The 13,354-nt window shown below is 62.8% G+C and carries 12 protein-coding genes; 3 read left to right on the top strand and 9 right to left on the bottom strand.

Features of this window, described 5'->3' with window-relative positions:
• Nucleotides 1-210: 210 nt before the first annotated feature.
• On the bottom strand, nucleotides 211-726 hold the full coding sequence (locus tag ACFY9W_RS23065) for a DUF4880 domain-containing protein (protein WP_391135207.1): 516 nt from the start codon (nucleotides 724-726) through the stop codon (nucleotides 211-213).
• Between the two features lie 435 nt (nucleotides 727-1,161).
• Nucleotides 1,162-1,473, bottom strand: coding sequence for a DUF6124 family protein (locus ACFY9W_RS23060; protein ID WP_391135204.1), 312 nt, complete (start codon nucleotides 1,471-1,473; stop codon nucleotides 1,162-1,164).
• 130 nt (nucleotides 1,474-1,603) lie between these two features.
• Between ACFY9W_RS23060 and ACFY9W_RS23055 the strand changes: the two genes are divergently transcribed.
• Nucleotides 1,604-2,257 (top strand): S24 family peptidase, encoded by a 654-nt coding sequence (locus ACFY9W_RS23055; RefSeq protein ID WP_391135202.1) that lies wholly within the window; start codon nucleotides 1,604-1,606, stop codon nucleotides 2,255-2,257.
• A 183-nt stretch (nucleotides 2,258-2,440) separates the two neighbouring features.
• Here ACFY9W_RS23055 and ACFY9W_RS23050 read toward each other — a convergent pair whose 3' ends face one another.
• The 4 genes from ACFY9W_RS23050 to ACFY9W_RS23035 are packed head-to-tail and all read right to left on the bottom strand — an operon-like array spanning nucleotide 2,441 to nucleotide 7,999.
• Nucleotides 2,441-4,393, bottom strand: a complete 1,953-nt coding sequence (locus ACFY9W_RS23050; protein ID WP_391135199.1) for a biotin carboxylase N-terminal domain-containing protein — start codon at nucleotides 4,391-4,393, stop codon at nucleotides 2,441-2,443.
• Nucleotides 4,390-5,205: a gamma-carboxygeranoyl-CoA hydratase gene (locus ACFY9W_RS23045; protein ID WP_391135196.1), complete on the bottom strand. Its 816-nt coding sequence runs from the start codon at nucleotides 5,203-5,205 to the stop codon at nucleotides 4,390-4,392. The genes ACFY9W_RS23050 and ACFY9W_RS23045 overlap by 4 nt, the downstream gene beginning before the upstream one ends.
• Nucleotides 5,206-5,208: 3 nt before the next feature.
• A complete protein-coding gene (locus ACFY9W_RS23040) occupies nucleotides 5,209-6,816 on the bottom strand; it encodes a carboxyl transferase domain-containing protein (protein WP_391135193.1) in 1,608 nt (535 codons plus the stop codon).
• Nucleotides 6,817-6,835: 19 nt separating this feature from the next.
• Nucleotides 6,836-7,999 carry an isovaleryl-CoA dehydrogenase gene (locus tag ACFY9W_RS23035; protein WP_016711544.1) on the bottom strand — a complete coding sequence of 388 codons (1,164 nt, stop codon included), beginning with the start codon at nucleotides 7,997-7,999 and terminating at the stop codon, nucleotides 6,836-6,838.
• A 321-nt stretch (nucleotides 8,000-8,320) separates the two neighbouring features.
• On the opposite strand from ACFY9W_RS23035, the gene ACFY9W_RS23030 reads away from it, so the two are divergent.
• Nucleotides 8,321-10,003, top strand: coding sequence for a fatty acid CoA ligase family protein (locus ACFY9W_RS23030; protein WP_391135190.1), 1,683 nt, complete (start codon nucleotides 8,321-8,323; stop codon nucleotides 10,001-10,003).
• Between the two features lie 258 nt (nucleotides 10,004-10,261).
• Here ACFY9W_RS23030 and ACFY9W_RS23025 read toward each other — a convergent pair whose 3' ends face one another.
• The 3 genes from ACFY9W_RS23025 to ACFY9W_RS23015 all read right to left on the bottom strand — a co-directional run bounded on the left by ACFY9W_RS23025 (nucleotide 10,262) and on the right by ACFY9W_RS23015 (nucleotide 11,041).
• Nucleotides 10,262-10,516, bottom strand: coding sequence for a hypothetical protein (locus ACFY9W_RS23025; RefSeq protein WP_391135187.1), 255 nt, complete (start codon nucleotides 10,514-10,516; stop codon nucleotides 10,262-10,264).
• Nucleotides 10,513-10,788: a hypothetical protein gene (locus ACFY9W_RS23020; protein ID WP_391135184.1), complete on the bottom strand. Its 276-nt coding sequence runs from the start codon at nucleotides 10,786-10,788 to the stop codon at nucleotides 10,513-10,515. Before ACFY9W_RS23020 ends, ACFY9W_RS23025 begins: the two co-directional genes overlap by 4 nt.
• Nucleotides 10,789-10,879: 91 nt before the next feature.
• Complete coding sequence (locus ACFY9W_RS23015; RefSeq protein ID WP_015271006.1) at nucleotides 10,880-11,041, bottom strand: hypothetical protein; 162 nt, start codon at nucleotides 11,039-11,041, stop codon at nucleotides 10,880-10,882.
• Nucleotides 11,042-11,181: 140 nt separating this feature from the next.
• On the opposite strand from ACFY9W_RS23015, the gene ACFY9W_RS23010 reads away from it, so the two are divergent.
• On the top strand, nucleotides 11,182-13,200 hold the full coding sequence (locus tag ACFY9W_RS23010; protein ID WP_391135180.1) for a maltotransferase domain-containing protein: 2,019 nt from the start codon (nucleotides 11,182-11,184) through the stop codon (nucleotides 13,198-13,200).
• The last annotated feature ends 154 nt before the right edge of the window (nucleotides 13,201-13,354 follow it).

Here is a 13,354-nt window from a genome sequence, read left to right as displayed (position 1 = left end):
AAGAACGCCGGTTTGTTGATGTGTTTGCTCGCACGAACATCATCCATCAAACCGGCGTTCTTGTTTCTGTCTTTCCCGGGATTCCGTGAAGAACCCAAAATTTTGCCTAATCCTTGGCAGAATCAAGCCGGATGCGGTTCAAAAAGTGATCGGGGTCGTGCTGCGGGCGATTGTCGGCACAGGCTTCGCTTGACTATGCAGGTGCTTTGCTCACGCCCAGAAACCAAACAGCACCAACGCCGCCACACCAAGCCCGACTGCAATCGAACATCCGCCCAGCGACAGCGCCGCCCGGCCTTGACGGTACCAGCCGTCATGGCCCAGCTGCCGTGCCGGTGCAAGCAGGCTGCGCCAGCGCAGTTCTGTTTCGTGAAACGCTTGTAGGTTGGCTGTATCTGCATCCAGCCAGCGACGAAAGTCGATCCGTTCGCACGCCGTCACCTGGGGGCTTTGCAAGCGCACATACCATTGCCCGGCAACACTCGCCAGTACATCCCGGCGCGAGCGGCCGGCCTGCAGCGCCTGGTCCATGTTCCGCTCGATGCTGGCCAGGGGAAGGTCCAGGCGCGCAGCGATGCTGGCGAAGTCCAGTTGGTCGAGGCGGTTTAGCAGGAACACTTGTTGCACACGCCGGGGCAGCCGCTTCAGGGCATGCAGCAGTGCGTGTTCGGCATCGTGTTCGGCAGCAGGTGTCGGGTGCTCAAGGGGCAGTAGCAGACGGGTCATGGACAGCTCCTTGCTTACAAAGGGGGGAGGGGTGGGGGCATCTTCCTTGATGCGAGACCAGCGTAGGCGAAACGAGATTGATTCTCAAGTGCTGATTCCGCAAAGTTTTGTAATGAGCGTTCACGCCCTGAAACACCTTTGCTATCATGCGCGCCATCACGATCTTCATTAGCCTGAAGAGCCAAAAAAAAGACCCGGCAAAAAGCCGGGTCAAAAACCGTGATTAGCCTGATGAGGAGATAATCTGAGAGCGACCTAAGCTCCAGGTTATCCAGCAGATCTCGCGATCAGCTGAGTGCAATAATAATCGTTATCATTTGCCAGTCAAATGAATTTTCGTCAATTCGGTAAAAAAGTTTTACCGATGCACTTCCTTGTCCCGGCAATCGGGGCCTCTGCCGTTCGCGGCCATCACGTTCTCTCCCTTCTTTTTACTCAAAAATCCGGATCTGCGGCGCGCTTGTGCTCCAGCAGGGCGCGGGCCATGTCCATCATGTGCATCAATGCGTAAGTCAGCTCGCGCTGGCTGCCGTGCTGGTGGGCGGCAGTTTCCTGTGCGGTGGCAGCGGCGCAGCGCAGCAGGGCGATGGCATGTTCCTGGGCCTGGTCGCCCGTGACGTTCTCGTGCAGGGTCCAGATCTTGTTGTCGAGGGTGGGGCGCTGGGGCTTGGGGTTCAGGTAGTAGTCGAGCGCGCGGCGGGCGGCTTCGCTGTCGAGATCTGTTTCGTCGTTTTTCGGTGGTTTCATCGCGATACCTTCTGATTTCCCTTCAAACACACTGGAATCAGAGGATAGGTCAATCTGTACTGACTATGCTCAAATAAATAATTCAGATTGTGTATTGCTGCGGGTAATACAGTCCGTATTGTTGCCGCTCATGGAAAACTGGAACGCATTTCTCAAGCGCTACAAGCGCGAACACAACCTCAGCCAGCTGAAGCTGGCCGAACGCCTGGGCATGACTCAGGGTGGCGTGGGGCATTGGCTGCGCGGCACGCGGCGTCCCACGCTGGAAACCATCAACGAAAAGCTCGAAAAACTTGGCCTGGTGTTTCTGGAAGCACAAGTCATGGTGGTAGAACGTGACATCGTACGTGAGGCGCCTGGCCGCTATGCCGTCGAGCAGCCGGTTTCAGGTGAAGCGCTGCTCTATGCCAGCTTTCGTTTCCCGGTATTGGCTTGGGCCGACTTGCAGGGGCCATTACCCGAGGCGGTCAAATCCCATGAGCAGACGGACTACATGCCAGCCGGCAATGCGTTCTGGCTAATGGTGGAAAACGATTCGATGAATGCGGCCAGCGGCAAGAGTGTGCCTGAGGGCATGCGCGTACTGGTGGACACTGGCCTGCCGGCCGAACCCGGCAGGTTGGTAATTGCCCGGCAGCCGGGGCGACCTGCGGTGTTGCGGCAGTTGGTCGAGGAGGGTGGCGACAAGATGCTCAAGCCGTTGAATACGCGCTATCCGACAATCCTGTGTGAAGAGGGTTGCGAGTTTCTGGGTGTGGTCGTGCGGGTGCACGGGGCATTCTAGATTGCCGGGGCTGCTGCGCAGCCCATCGCCGGCAAGCCGGGCTCCCACAAGTACGGCGCAAACCTCAAACATTGCGCGGTCCCTGTGGGAGCGGGCATGCCCGCGAACACCGGCAAAGCCGGTGCCATGCACTGCGTCGCCTTCTTCGCGGGCACGCCCGCTCCCACAGGGTTGATGTTTACTTTACTCGGCCAGTTCGACCAACACCGTCCCTTCGCTGACCATATCCCCTTCCTGGCAGAACAGCGCCTTCACCGTCCCGCCATGCGGTGCACGAATGCTGTGCTCCATCTTCATGGCTTCCAGCACCACCAGCGCCGTACCCGCTTCAACCACCTGCCCCGGCTCCACCAGCACACGCACGATGCTGCCGTTCATGGGAGCACCCAAACCGCCCTGATGGCCATGGCTGGCCTCGGCCTCGGCAATCGGGTCGAAAGCCTCGATGGCATGCATTTCACCCTCCCAGTTCAAGTACAGCGTGCCACCACGGCGCATCGCCAAGTGCTGGCGGCGTACACCTGCCTGGTCATGCACCAGATGCTCGCCGGCCAGCTGCCAGGTGGGCGCAGCACTGCGCTCCAGAGCCACCGCCTGGTCCTGCCCGCCGCTCATCAAGTGCAGGCTAGTGCGCGCCGGCAAGCCCAAACGCAGGCCGTTGCGCTCCCCCCATGGCGAACTACGGTCGTCATCGCGCTGATGTCCTTCCTGGCCCTGCAGCCAGGCTTCGGCTGCTGCTTCCCAGAAGCCAGCCGGCAGCGCCTGTGGCGCGGGCAACAAGACATCCTGATGACGCGGAATAAAGCCAGTATCCAGCTCTGCCGCCGCAAACGCCGGGTGCGCCAGAATGCGCCGCAGGAAGGCGATGTTGGTCTTCAACCCGCCAATGGCGAATTCGTCGAGCATGGCCAGCAAGCGCAGGCGCGCCTGTTCGCGGTTTTCACCCCAGGCAATCAGCTTGCCCAGCATCGGGTCGTAGAACGGCGACACCACGTCGCCTTCGCTGACCCCGCTGTCTACCCGCCGGCCTTCGCCAGGCGCCGATTCACGGTACAGCGCCAACGTGCCGGTAGCGGGCAAAAATTCGTTGGCCGGGTCTTCGGCATACAACCGCACTTCGATGGCATGGCCGATCAGCGGCACCTGCTCCTGGGTGATCGGCAGCGCCTCGCCGCAGGCCACGCGAATCTGCCAGGCCACCAGGTCCAGGCCGGTGATGGCCTCGGTGACCGGGTGCTCCACTTGCAGGCGGGTGTTCATCTCCATGAAGAAGAACTCGCCACGGGCATCGAGCAGGAACTCCACAGTGCCCGCGCCCACATAGCCGATGGCCTGGGCAGCGCGCACCGCCGCCTCGCCCATGGCCCGGCGCAGTTCAGGCGACAAGCCCGGGGCTGGGGCTTCTTCAACCACTTTCTGGTGGCGGCGCTGAATGGAACAGTCGCGTTCGTTCAGGTACAGGCAATTACCGTGCTGATCGGCAAACACCTGGATTTCCACATGGCGCGGCTTGAGGACGTACTTTTCCACCAGCATGCGCGCATCGCCGAATGACGACTGCGCCTCACGCTGGGCCGAGGCCAGGGCGTCGGCCAGTTGGCTCTCGTCCTCGACCACTTTCATGCCCTTGCCGCCGCCACCCGCGCTGGCCTTGAGCAGCACCGGGTAGCCAATACGTTCGGCAGCTGCGCGGAAGGTGTCCAGGTCCTGCGCTTCGCCGTGGTAGCCCGGCACCAGCGGCACCCCGGCAGCTTCCATCAGCGCTTTGGCTGCCGACTTGCTGCCCATGGCGTCGATGGCGCTGGCCGGTGGGCCGAGGAAGATCAGCCCGGCTTGCTCAATGGCGCGGGCGAAGCCGGCGTTCTCGGACAGGAAGCCATAGCCCGGGTGAATGGCCTGGGCACCACTGGCCTTGGCGGCGGCCAGCAGCTTGTCGACCAGCAGGTAGCTTTCGGCAGCCTTGGTGCCGCCCAGGTCGACACGAATGTCCGCTTCGCGGCTATGGCGGGCGTCACGGTCGGTGGCGCTGTGCACGGCGACGGTGGTCAGGCCCATGGCCTTGGCGGTGCGCATGACCCGGCAGGCAATTTCGCCGCGGTTGGCGACCAGCAGGGTGGTCAAAACGGGGCGGCTCATGGGCGCGGTTCCTTCTTGTCATCGGTTTGCCAGGCGGGGCGGCGTTTTTCCAGGAAGGCGCGCAGGCCCTCCTGGCCTTCGGCGCTGACGCGGATGCGGGCGATGGTGTTTTCGCAGTAGCGGCGCAGGGCCGGGCTGAGTTCGCCGTCGTCCACTTCGCGCAGCAGGTCCTTGGTAGCGCGCAACGCTTGCGGGCTGTTCTGCAGCAGGTTGTTCACCCAGGCTTCGACCTGCGCGTCCAGTTCGCTGGCCGGGTACACCTCGGCCAGCAGGCCCAACTCGCGGGCCCGTACACCGCTGAAACGCTCGGCAGTGAGGGCGTAGCGGCGCGCAGCGCGCTCACCAATGGCCTTGACCACGAACGGGCTGATCACCGCCGGGGCCAGGCCGATGCGTACTTCCGACAGGCACAGCTGGGCGTCTTCGGCACCAATGGCCATGTCGCAGCAGCTGATAAGGCCTAGCGCGCCGCCAAAGGCTGCCCCTTGCACCACGGCCAGGGTAGGGGCCTTGAGGCGGTGCAGGGCGTACATCAGCTCACCCAGTTCGTGGGCGTCATCCAGGTTGGTGTTGAAGTCCAGCTGCGCCGACTGCTGCATCCAGGCCAGGTCGGCACCGGCACTGAAGTGCCGGCCACGGCCACGCAACAGCACAAAACGCAGGCTGGTGTCTTCGGCCAACTGGTCGATGGCCACGATCAGCTCGCGGATCATCTGCGCGTTGAACGCGTTGTTCTTGTCCTCGCGGCTTAGCCACAGGGTGGCGAAGCCGCGTGGGTCGCGAGTCACTTCAAGGGTGCTGAAATCGCTCATGGGTCACATCCGGAAAATGCCGAAGCGGCTCTGTTCGATCGGTGCGTTCAGCGCGGCAGACAACGCCAGGCCGAGCACGTCACGGGTTTGCGCCGGGTCGATGACGCCGTCGTCCCACAGGCGGGCGCTGGAGTAGTAGGGGTGGCCCTGGTGTTCGTACTGGTCGAGGATCGGCTGCTTGAGCCTGGCCTCGTCCTCGGCACTGAAGGGCTGGCCGCTGCGCTCGCTTTGCTCGCGCTTGACCTGCGCCAGCACCCCGGCGGCCTGTTCAGCGCCCATCACGCCAATGCGCGCGTTGGGCCACATCCACAGGAAGCGCGGGTCGTAGGCCCGGCCGCACATGCCATAGTTGCCGGCACCAAAGCTGCCGCCGATGATCACCGTGAACTTGGGCACCTGGGCGCAGGCCACGGCAGTCACCAGCTTGGCGCCATGCTTGGCGATACCGCCTTCTTCGTACTTCTTGCCGACCATGAAACCGGTGATGTTCTGCAAGAACAGCAGCGGGATGCCGCGCTGGCAGGCCAGTTCGATGAAGTGCGCGCCTTTTTGCGCGGCTTCGGCAAACAGGATGCCGTTGTTGGCCAGAATCGCCACCGGGTAGCCATGCAGGTGGGCAAAGCCGCACACCAGGGTAGTACCGAACAGCGCCTTGAACTCATCGAACACCGAGCCATCGACCAGGCGCGCAATCACCTCGCGCACGTCGAACGGTTGCTTGGCATCGGCCGGCACCACGCCATACAGCTCCTCGGCGGCATACAGCGGCGCCACCGGGGCCAGGCGTTGCAGCTTGCCCAGCTTGTGCCAGTTGAGGTTGGCCACGCTGCGCCGGGCAATGGCCAATGCATGTTCATCGTTGTCTGCGTAATGGTCGGCGACGCCGCTGGTGCGGCAGTGCACATCGGCACCGCCGAGGTCTTCGGCGCTTACCACCTCACCCGTCGCGGCTTTTACCAGTGGCGGGCCGGCCAGGAAAATGGTCGCCTGCTGGCGCACCATGATTGCTTCGTCGGCCATGGCCGGCACATAGGCACCGCCCGCCGTGCACGAGCCCATCACCACGGCAATCTGCGGGATGCCTTGCGCGCTCATGTTGGCCTGGTTGAAGAAGATCCGCCCGAAATGCTCGCGGTCGGGGAACACTTCGTCCTGGCGCGGCAGGTTGGCGCCGCCCGAATCCACCAGGTAGATGCACGGCAGGCGGTTTTGCAGGGCGATGGTTTGCGCGCGCAGGTGCTTTTTCACCGTCAGCGGGTAGTACGAACCGCCCTTTACCGTGGCGTCGTTGGCCACGATCATGCATTCCACGCCTTCGACGCGGCCGATGCCGGCAATCACGCCCGCAGCCGGCACGTCTTCGCCGTACACCTCATGGGCGGCCAGCTGGCCGATTTCGAGGAATGGCGAGCCCGGGTCCAGCAGGCGGTCGATACGTTCGCGTGGCAGCAGCTTGCCACGTGAGGTGTGCCGCTCCTGGGCCTTGGGGCCGCCGCCCTGGGCCACCTGGGCCAGCAGGCCGCGCAGGGCCTGGACCTGTTCGAGCATGGCCGCGCTGTTGCCGGCGAACTCCGCCGAACGCGGGTTGATCTGGGTGTGCAAGGTAGCCATGTGCGCCCGTCCCTTGTGCTCAGCGGGTTTCGTTGAACAGTTCGCGGCCAATCAGCATCCGGCGGATTTCGCTGGTGCCGGCACCGATCTCGTACAGCTTGGCGTCGCGCAGCAGGCGCCCAGCCGGGAACTCGTTGATGTAGCCGTTGCCGCCCAGAATCTGGATCGCTTCAAGGGCCATTTGCGTGGCACGCTCGGCGGTGTACAGGATGACCCCGGCGGCGTCCTTGCGGGTGGTTTCGCCTCGGTCGCAGGCCTGGGCCACGGCGTAGAGATAGGCACGGCTGGCATTGAGCTGGGTGTACATGTCGGCGATCTTGCCCTGGATCAGCTGGAACTCGCCGATGCTCTGGCCGAACTGCTTGCGGTCATGAATGTAGGGCACCACCAGGTCCATGCAGCTTTGCATGATGCCGGTCGGGCCGCCGGACAGCACCACGCGCTCGTAGTCCAGGCCGCTCATCAGCACGCGTACGCCACCGTTGAGCTGGCCGAGGATGTTCTCCTGCGGCACTTCCACGCCGTCGAAGAACAGCTCGCAGGTGTTGGACCCGCGCATGCCCAGTTTGTCGAACTTGTTGCTGCGGCTGAAGCCTTTCCAGTCACGTTCGACGATGAAGGCTGTGATGCCGTGCGGGCCCTTGTCCAGGTCGGTCTTGGCGTAAATGACATAGGTGTTGGCGTCTGGGCCGTTGGTGATCCAGGTCTTGCTGCCGTTGAGCACGTAGTGGTCACCGCGCTTTTCGGCGCGCAGTTTCATCGACACCACATCGGAGCCCGCGTTGGGCTCGCTCATGGCCAGCGCGCCGATGTGCTCGCCGCTGATCAGCTTGGGCAGGTACTTGAGCTTCTGCTCGTGGGTGCCGTTGCGGTTGATCTGGTTGACGCAGAGGTTGGAGTGGGCGCCGTACGACAGTGCCACCGAGGCCGAGCCACGGCTGATTTCTTCCATCGACACCACGTGGGCCAGGTAGCCCAGGCCGGCGCCGCCGTACTCTTCCGAAACAGTGATGCCCAGCAGGCCCATGTCACCGAACTTGCGCCACATGTCGGCGGGGAACAGGTTGTCGTGGTCGATTTGCGCGGCGCGTGGGGCCAGTTCGGTAGCGACGAAGGCGCGAACCTGGTCGCGGAGCATGTCGATGGTTTCGCCCAGGGCGAAGTTCAGGGAGGGGTAATGCATGCTGGGGCACCTTCTTGTTCTTGAAATTGGGTTACACCGTAGCTCATGTAGCTGTCGCCGGACCCTGTGGGAGCGGGCGTGCCCGCGAATGCATCAGCAGGGCCACCGTCATTGCCTGAATGATCGCATTCGCGGGCACGCCCGCTCCCACAGGGTTCGGCGTCATGCCTGAGGGTCGGTGTTGTTCATCACCTTTACGTTAACGTAAACCTGAGTGCAGTGGCTGTCAATCCAATCGTCACCTTTACGTAAACGTAAATCTGCGCCAGAGTATTCCCGCTGCTTTAGTCGTGCCCAGAACAACCACAAGAAGGGACACCCATGAGTCAACCGAGCTATACCCGCGGTCGCCAGGACCAAGCCTTGCTGACCCAGACCATCGGCCAGGCCTTCGATGCCACCGTGGCCCGCTGTGCCGACGGCGAGGCGCTGGTGTCGCGTCACCAAGGCTTGCGTTACAGCTGGCGCCAGCTGGCCGAACAGGTCGAAGTGCATGCCCGCGCGCTGATGGCCCTGGGCGTGAACACCGGCGACCGCGTTGGCATCTGGTCACCCAACTGCGCCCAGTGGTGCATCCTGCAACTGGCCAGTGCCAAGGTCGGCGCCATTCTGGTCAATATCAACCCCGCCTATCGCGTGGGCGAGCTGGAATACGTGTTGCGCCAGTCCGGCTGCCGCTGGCTGGTGTGCGCCGATGCTTTCAAAACGTCCGACTACCACGCCATGGTCCAGGAACTGGCGCCGGAACTGGCGTGCGCCATGCCAGGTGAACTGGCTTGCGAGCGCCTGCCGGACCTGCGCGGTGTGATCAGCCTGGGCGCCAAGCCACCTGCCGGCTTCCTGCCCTGGCAAGCGCTGGCCGAGCGGGCAGGGCAAACCTCGAACGAGGCCTGTACCGCCCGGCAGCAGAGCCTTCAGTTCGACCAGCCGGTGAACATCCAGTACACCTCAGGCACCACTGGGGCGCCCAAGGGTGCCACGCTCAGCCACTACAACATCCTCAATAACGGCTTCATGGTCGGCGAAAGCCTGGGCCTGACCGCACACGACCGCATGGTGATCCCGGTGCCGCTGTACCACTGCTTCGGCATGGTCATGGCCAACCTTGGCTGCATCACCCACGGCAGCACCATGATCTACCCCAACGACGCCTTCGACGCCGAGCTCACCCTGCGCGCCGTCGCCGAGGAGCGCGCCAGCATCCTGTACGGCGTGCCGACCATGTTCATTGCCATGCTCGACCACCCGGCCCGCCAAGGCATGGACCTGTCGACCCTGCGCAGCGGCATCATGGCCGGTGCCACTTGCCCGATCGAGGTAATGCGCCGGGTCATCGACCAGATGCACATGGCCGAAGTGCAAATTGCCTACGGCATGACCGAAACCAGCCCGGTGTCGCTGCAAACAGGTCCGGACGACGAGCTGGAATTGCGCGTGACCACCGTCGGCCGCACCCAGCCACAGCTGGAAAACAAACTGGTGGACACTGACGGCTGTATCGTCCCGCGCGGCGAGATTGGCGAGTTGTGCACCCGCGGCTACAGCGTGATGCTTGGCTATTGGGACAACCCGCAGGCCACGGCAGATGCCATCGACCCGGCAGGGTGGATGCACTCCGGCGACCTGGCGGTGATGGACGAGCATGGCCACGTGCGCATTGTCGGGCGCAACAAGGACATGATCATTCGCGGCGGCGAGAACATCTACCCGCGTGAGCTGGAAGAGTTCTTCTACACCCACCCGGCCGTGGCCGATGCGCAGGTAATCGGTATTCCGTGCAGCCGCTACGGTGAGGAGATCGTCGCCTGGATCAAGCTGCACCCAGGGCACAGCGCCACGGTCGAAGAGTTGCAGGGCTGGTGCAAGGCACGCATTGCCCACTTCAAGGTGCCGCGGCATATCCGCTTTGTCGACGAATACCCGATGACGGTGACCGGCAAGGTGCAGAAATTCCGCATGCGGGAGATCAGTGTGGCGGAAATTTCGGCTGCAATTGCTGGTTGATGCATGGGCTCAACCGGCCCTTTCGCGGCTAAAGCCGCTCCCACTGGTACCGCGTTAACTCGAAGCCAACGCAGTCCCTGTGGGAGCGGGCATGCCCGCGAAACAGGCGACGCGGTGGATGGCACCGGCTTTGCCGGTGTTCGCGGGCGCGCCCGCTCCCACAGGGACTGCGCAAGCCTTCAGATCTTGAACAAGACAGTTGCTCCCACAGATGCAGCGCCAATCCCTGTGGGTTTACCCGCGAAGAGGCCGGAATGATCAACGTAAAATCAGCGCCCTGCCAAGCTCTTCAGCCAGCGCATGGACGGTGGCAGCCGCGTCTCGCCTCAATCGTACCTGGTACCTTGATTCCAACTGTCGAAGCGCATATTCGCGCTTGTCCTGGTCCATCTCCAGCAAGCGCATGCCTAAAGTAGGATCAACGATGCCTGCATCTTGAAGATGATCGATTACTTCAGCTTGGTAATGCGTGTGATGTGGCTTGGAGGCAATACCTGAGCCACCGGTCATCATGCAGACTCCTGATAGCGTTCCCAAGCCTCCACCAGTTTCACCAAAGTGCCTTCCGGATACAGTGGCAAGAAACGTCTTTTTACCGGTCCGTAATCCTCCAGCTCTTCATCAATGCCTTCAAGAAACCGCTCGAACTGCGCCTTGCTGAAAAGATCGCTGAGGCGTTGATCAAGCTTCGGGTCGTTGATTGTGGGTGCATAACTGACAAGCCATGCATTCATGTTATCAAGCGACGCCCTGCCAAAATCGCCTTCGACGTTTTCAATGATCATCTGCAACCTCCAGTGCGTAGTGGAGACCCGATGTTCGTATTCAACGCCGAAAGGAGCTACTGGCAAAAATATCAGGTGCGTTGGTCTACCCTTAAGCCTTCACCGGTGGTTCCTGGCTCGGCGGGTCGCCCACTGTCGGCGGCACCGTAGGCTTGATCGGCAACTCGTCCGGCTCTTCTTCCGGCACGGGCGGCGGCAAGCTGGGGTCGTCGATATTCGGATCGGGGGTTTCCGGTGGAATGGGAATGTTCATTGCCTGACCTCGCGTGGGTGGATTGAAGAGGTGCTGCAGGCTGTGACCGCTGGCAGCTGCCGTTCGCTCAATTTTTTTGAACCCCACGCCTGTGCCCGGCTCTGAACCCTTACCGCCACCAGCCTGAGGGAGCAAGGTCGATGTCACGTAACGAGCCCTTTGAAAGCGTGCCCATGGCGAACGATCACGCGGACCAGGCCATTGGTCTGTCCCAGGCGCTGCTGGCGCCGCGTATCGTGATCGAAGACACCCAGCCTGTACTCGAAGCCGGCACCTTCGCCGCCAAGGCCATCAGCGGCCAGCCGGTGGCCGTCAGCAGCAAGGTCTATTGCGATGGCCACGACCGCCTGGCCGTGATGCTCAACTGGCGCCAGGCCAACAGCCGGCGCTGGCATTGCGTGCCCATGCAGTCGCCGGGTAACGACCTTTGGCTGGCCGAATTCACCCCGACCGAGCTGGGCCCGCACCTGTTCAGCATCGAAGCCTGGGTCGACCCCTACGCTACCTACTGTCACGACCTGGAGAAAAAGTACCACGCCGGTGTCGAGGTGACGCTGGAGCTGGAAGAGGGCCGGTTGATGCTGGGCAAGGGTATCGACCTGTGCAACGGTGCCCTGCGCGAAGAACTGCACGCCACGCAGCAACGCCTGGCCACGCTTGGCACAGACGACCAGGTGGCGCTGTTCCTCGACCCCACTACGGCGCGCCTGATGAGCGAAGCCGAGCACCGCAGCTACCTGGCCCGCAGCCGCGAATTCCCCGTCGATGTCGACCGCCCGGCTGCGCAGTTCGCCAGTTGGTACGAGCTGTTCCCGCGTTCGATCACTGACGCCCCGAAGCGCCATGGCACCTTCAACGATGTACATGAACGCCTGCCGATGATCCGTGACATGGGCTTCGACGTGCTGTACTTCCCGCCTATCCACCCCATTGGCATGCAGCACCGCAAGGGCCGCAACAACGCGCTCACGGCCCAGGCGGGCGACCCGGGCAGCCCTTATGCCATCGGCAGTGCCGAAGGTGGCCATGACGCGATCCACCCGCAACTGGGCAGCCGCGACGACTTTCGCCGCCTGGTGGCCGCCGCCGCCGAGCACGGCCTGGAAATCGCCCTCGACTTCGCCATCCAGTGCTCGCAGGACCACCCCTGGCTCAAGGAGCACCCGGGCTGGTTCAGCTGGCGCCCGGACGGCACCATCCGCTATGCCGAGAACCCGCCGAAAAAGTACCAGGACATCGTCAACGTCGACTTCTACGCCCCCGACGCGGTGCCCAGCCTGTGGCTGGCCCTGCGCGATGTGATCATTGGCTGGGTGGAGGAGGGTGTCAGAACCTTCCGCGTCGACAACCCGCACACCAAGCCACTACCGTTCTGGCAATGGATGATCGCCGATGTGCGCGCCCGCTACCCGGATGTGATCTTCCTGGCCGAGGCATTCACCAAGCCCGCGATGATGGCGCGCCTGGGCAAGGTCGGCTACGCGCAAAGCTATACCTACTTCACCTGGCGTAACACCAAGCAGGAACTGCGCGAATTCTACGAGCAACTCAACCAGCCGCCGTGGAGCCAGTGCTACCGGCCCAACTTCTTCGTCAACACCCCGGATATCAACCCGTACTTCCTGCACACCTCTGGCCGCGCCGGCTTCCTCATCCGCGCCGCGCTGGCCACCATGGGTTCGGGCCTGTGGGGTATGTATTCGGGCTTCGAGCTTTGCGAAGGCACGCCGCTGCCGGGCAAGGAGGAATACCTGGATTCGGAAAAATACGAAATCCGCCCACGGGACTTCACCCAACCCGGCAACATCATTGCCGAGATCGCCCAGCTCAACCGCATTCGCCGGCAGAACCGTGCTCTACAAACCCACCTGGGCGTGGCGTTCTTCAATTGCTGGAACGACAACATCCTGTACTTCGCCAAGCGCACGCCCGAGCGCGACAACTTCATATTGGTGGCGATCAGCCTGGACCCGCACAACGCCCAAGAGGCGCATTTCGAGCTGCCGCTGTGGGAGCTTGGGCTGGACGACAACGCCGAAACCCACGGCGAAGACCTGATGAACGGCCACCGCTGGTCGTGGTACGGCAAGACCCAGTTCATGCGCATCGAGCCCTGGCACCTGCCGTTTGGTATCTGGCGTATCGAAAAGGCCGGGTAACGCCGGCGCACTGCCCTGCACCTGTGGGAGCGGGCGCGCCCGCGAACACCGGCAAAGCCGGTGCCATACACCTCGGTGCCTGCTTCGCGGGCATGCCCGCTCCCACAGGGATGCTGTCAAGCCTGTTGCTTGTGCATTGGGCCAGAGCAACCTG

It is taken from the genome of Pseudomonas sp. NPDC008258, assembly GCF_042956345.1.
Lineage (GTDB): Bacteria > Pseudomonadota > Gammaproteobacteria > Pseudomonadales > Pseudomonadaceae > Aquipseudomonas.
The sequence above is the reverse complement of the archived record's forward strand: the minus strand, read 5'-3'. Positions and strand labels throughout refer to the sequence as shown.

Coding starts and splice junctions, on each gene's coding strand:
- ACFY9W_RS23060 (WP_391135204.1), bottom strand. CDS start 1,473: ATGAAACCACCGAAAAACGACGAAACAGATCTCGACAGCGAAGCCGCC.
- ACFY9W_RS23045 (WP_391135196.1), bottom strand. CDS start 5,205: ATGAGCGATTTCAGCACCCTTGAAGTGACTCGCGACCCACGCGGCTTC.
- ACFY9W_RS23015 (WP_015271006.1), bottom strand. CDS start 11,041: ATGAACATTCCCATTCCACCGGAAACCCCCGATCCGAATATCGACGAC.
- ACFY9W_RS23055 (WP_391135202.1), top strand. CDS start 1,604: ATGGAAAACTGGAACGCATTTCTCAAGCGCTACAAGCGCGAACACAAC.
- ACFY9W_RS23050 (WP_391135199.1), bottom strand. CDS start 4,393: ATGAGCCGCCCCGTTTTGACCACCCTGCTGGTCGCCAACCGCGGCGAA.
- ACFY9W_RS23040 (WP_391135193.1), bottom strand. CDS start 6,816: ATGGCTACCTTGCACACCCAGATCAACCCGCGTTCGGCGGAGTTCGCC.
- ACFY9W_RS23025 (WP_391135187.1), bottom strand. CDS start 10,516: ATGATGACCGGTGGCTCAGGTATTGCCTCCAAGCCACATCACACGCAT.
- ACFY9W_RS23030 (WP_391135190.1), top strand. CDS start 8,321: ATGAGTCAACCGAGCTATACCCGCGGTCGCCAGGACCAAGCCTTGCTG.
- ACFY9W_RS23035 (WP_016711544.1), bottom strand. CDS start 7,999: ATGCATTACCCCTCCCTGAACTTCGCCCTGGGCGAAACCATCGACATG.
- ACFY9W_RS23010 (WP_391135180.1), top strand. CDS start 11,182: ATGTCACGTAACGAGCCCTTTGAAAGCGTGCCCATGGCGAACGATCAC.
- ACFY9W_RS23065 (WP_391135207.1), bottom strand. CDS start 726: ATGACCCGTCTGCTACTGCCCCTTGAGCACCCGACACCTGCTGCCGAA.
- ACFY9W_RS23020 (WP_391135184.1), bottom strand. CDS start 10,788: ATGATCATTGAAAACGTCGAAGGCGATTTTGGCAGGGCGTCGCTTGAT.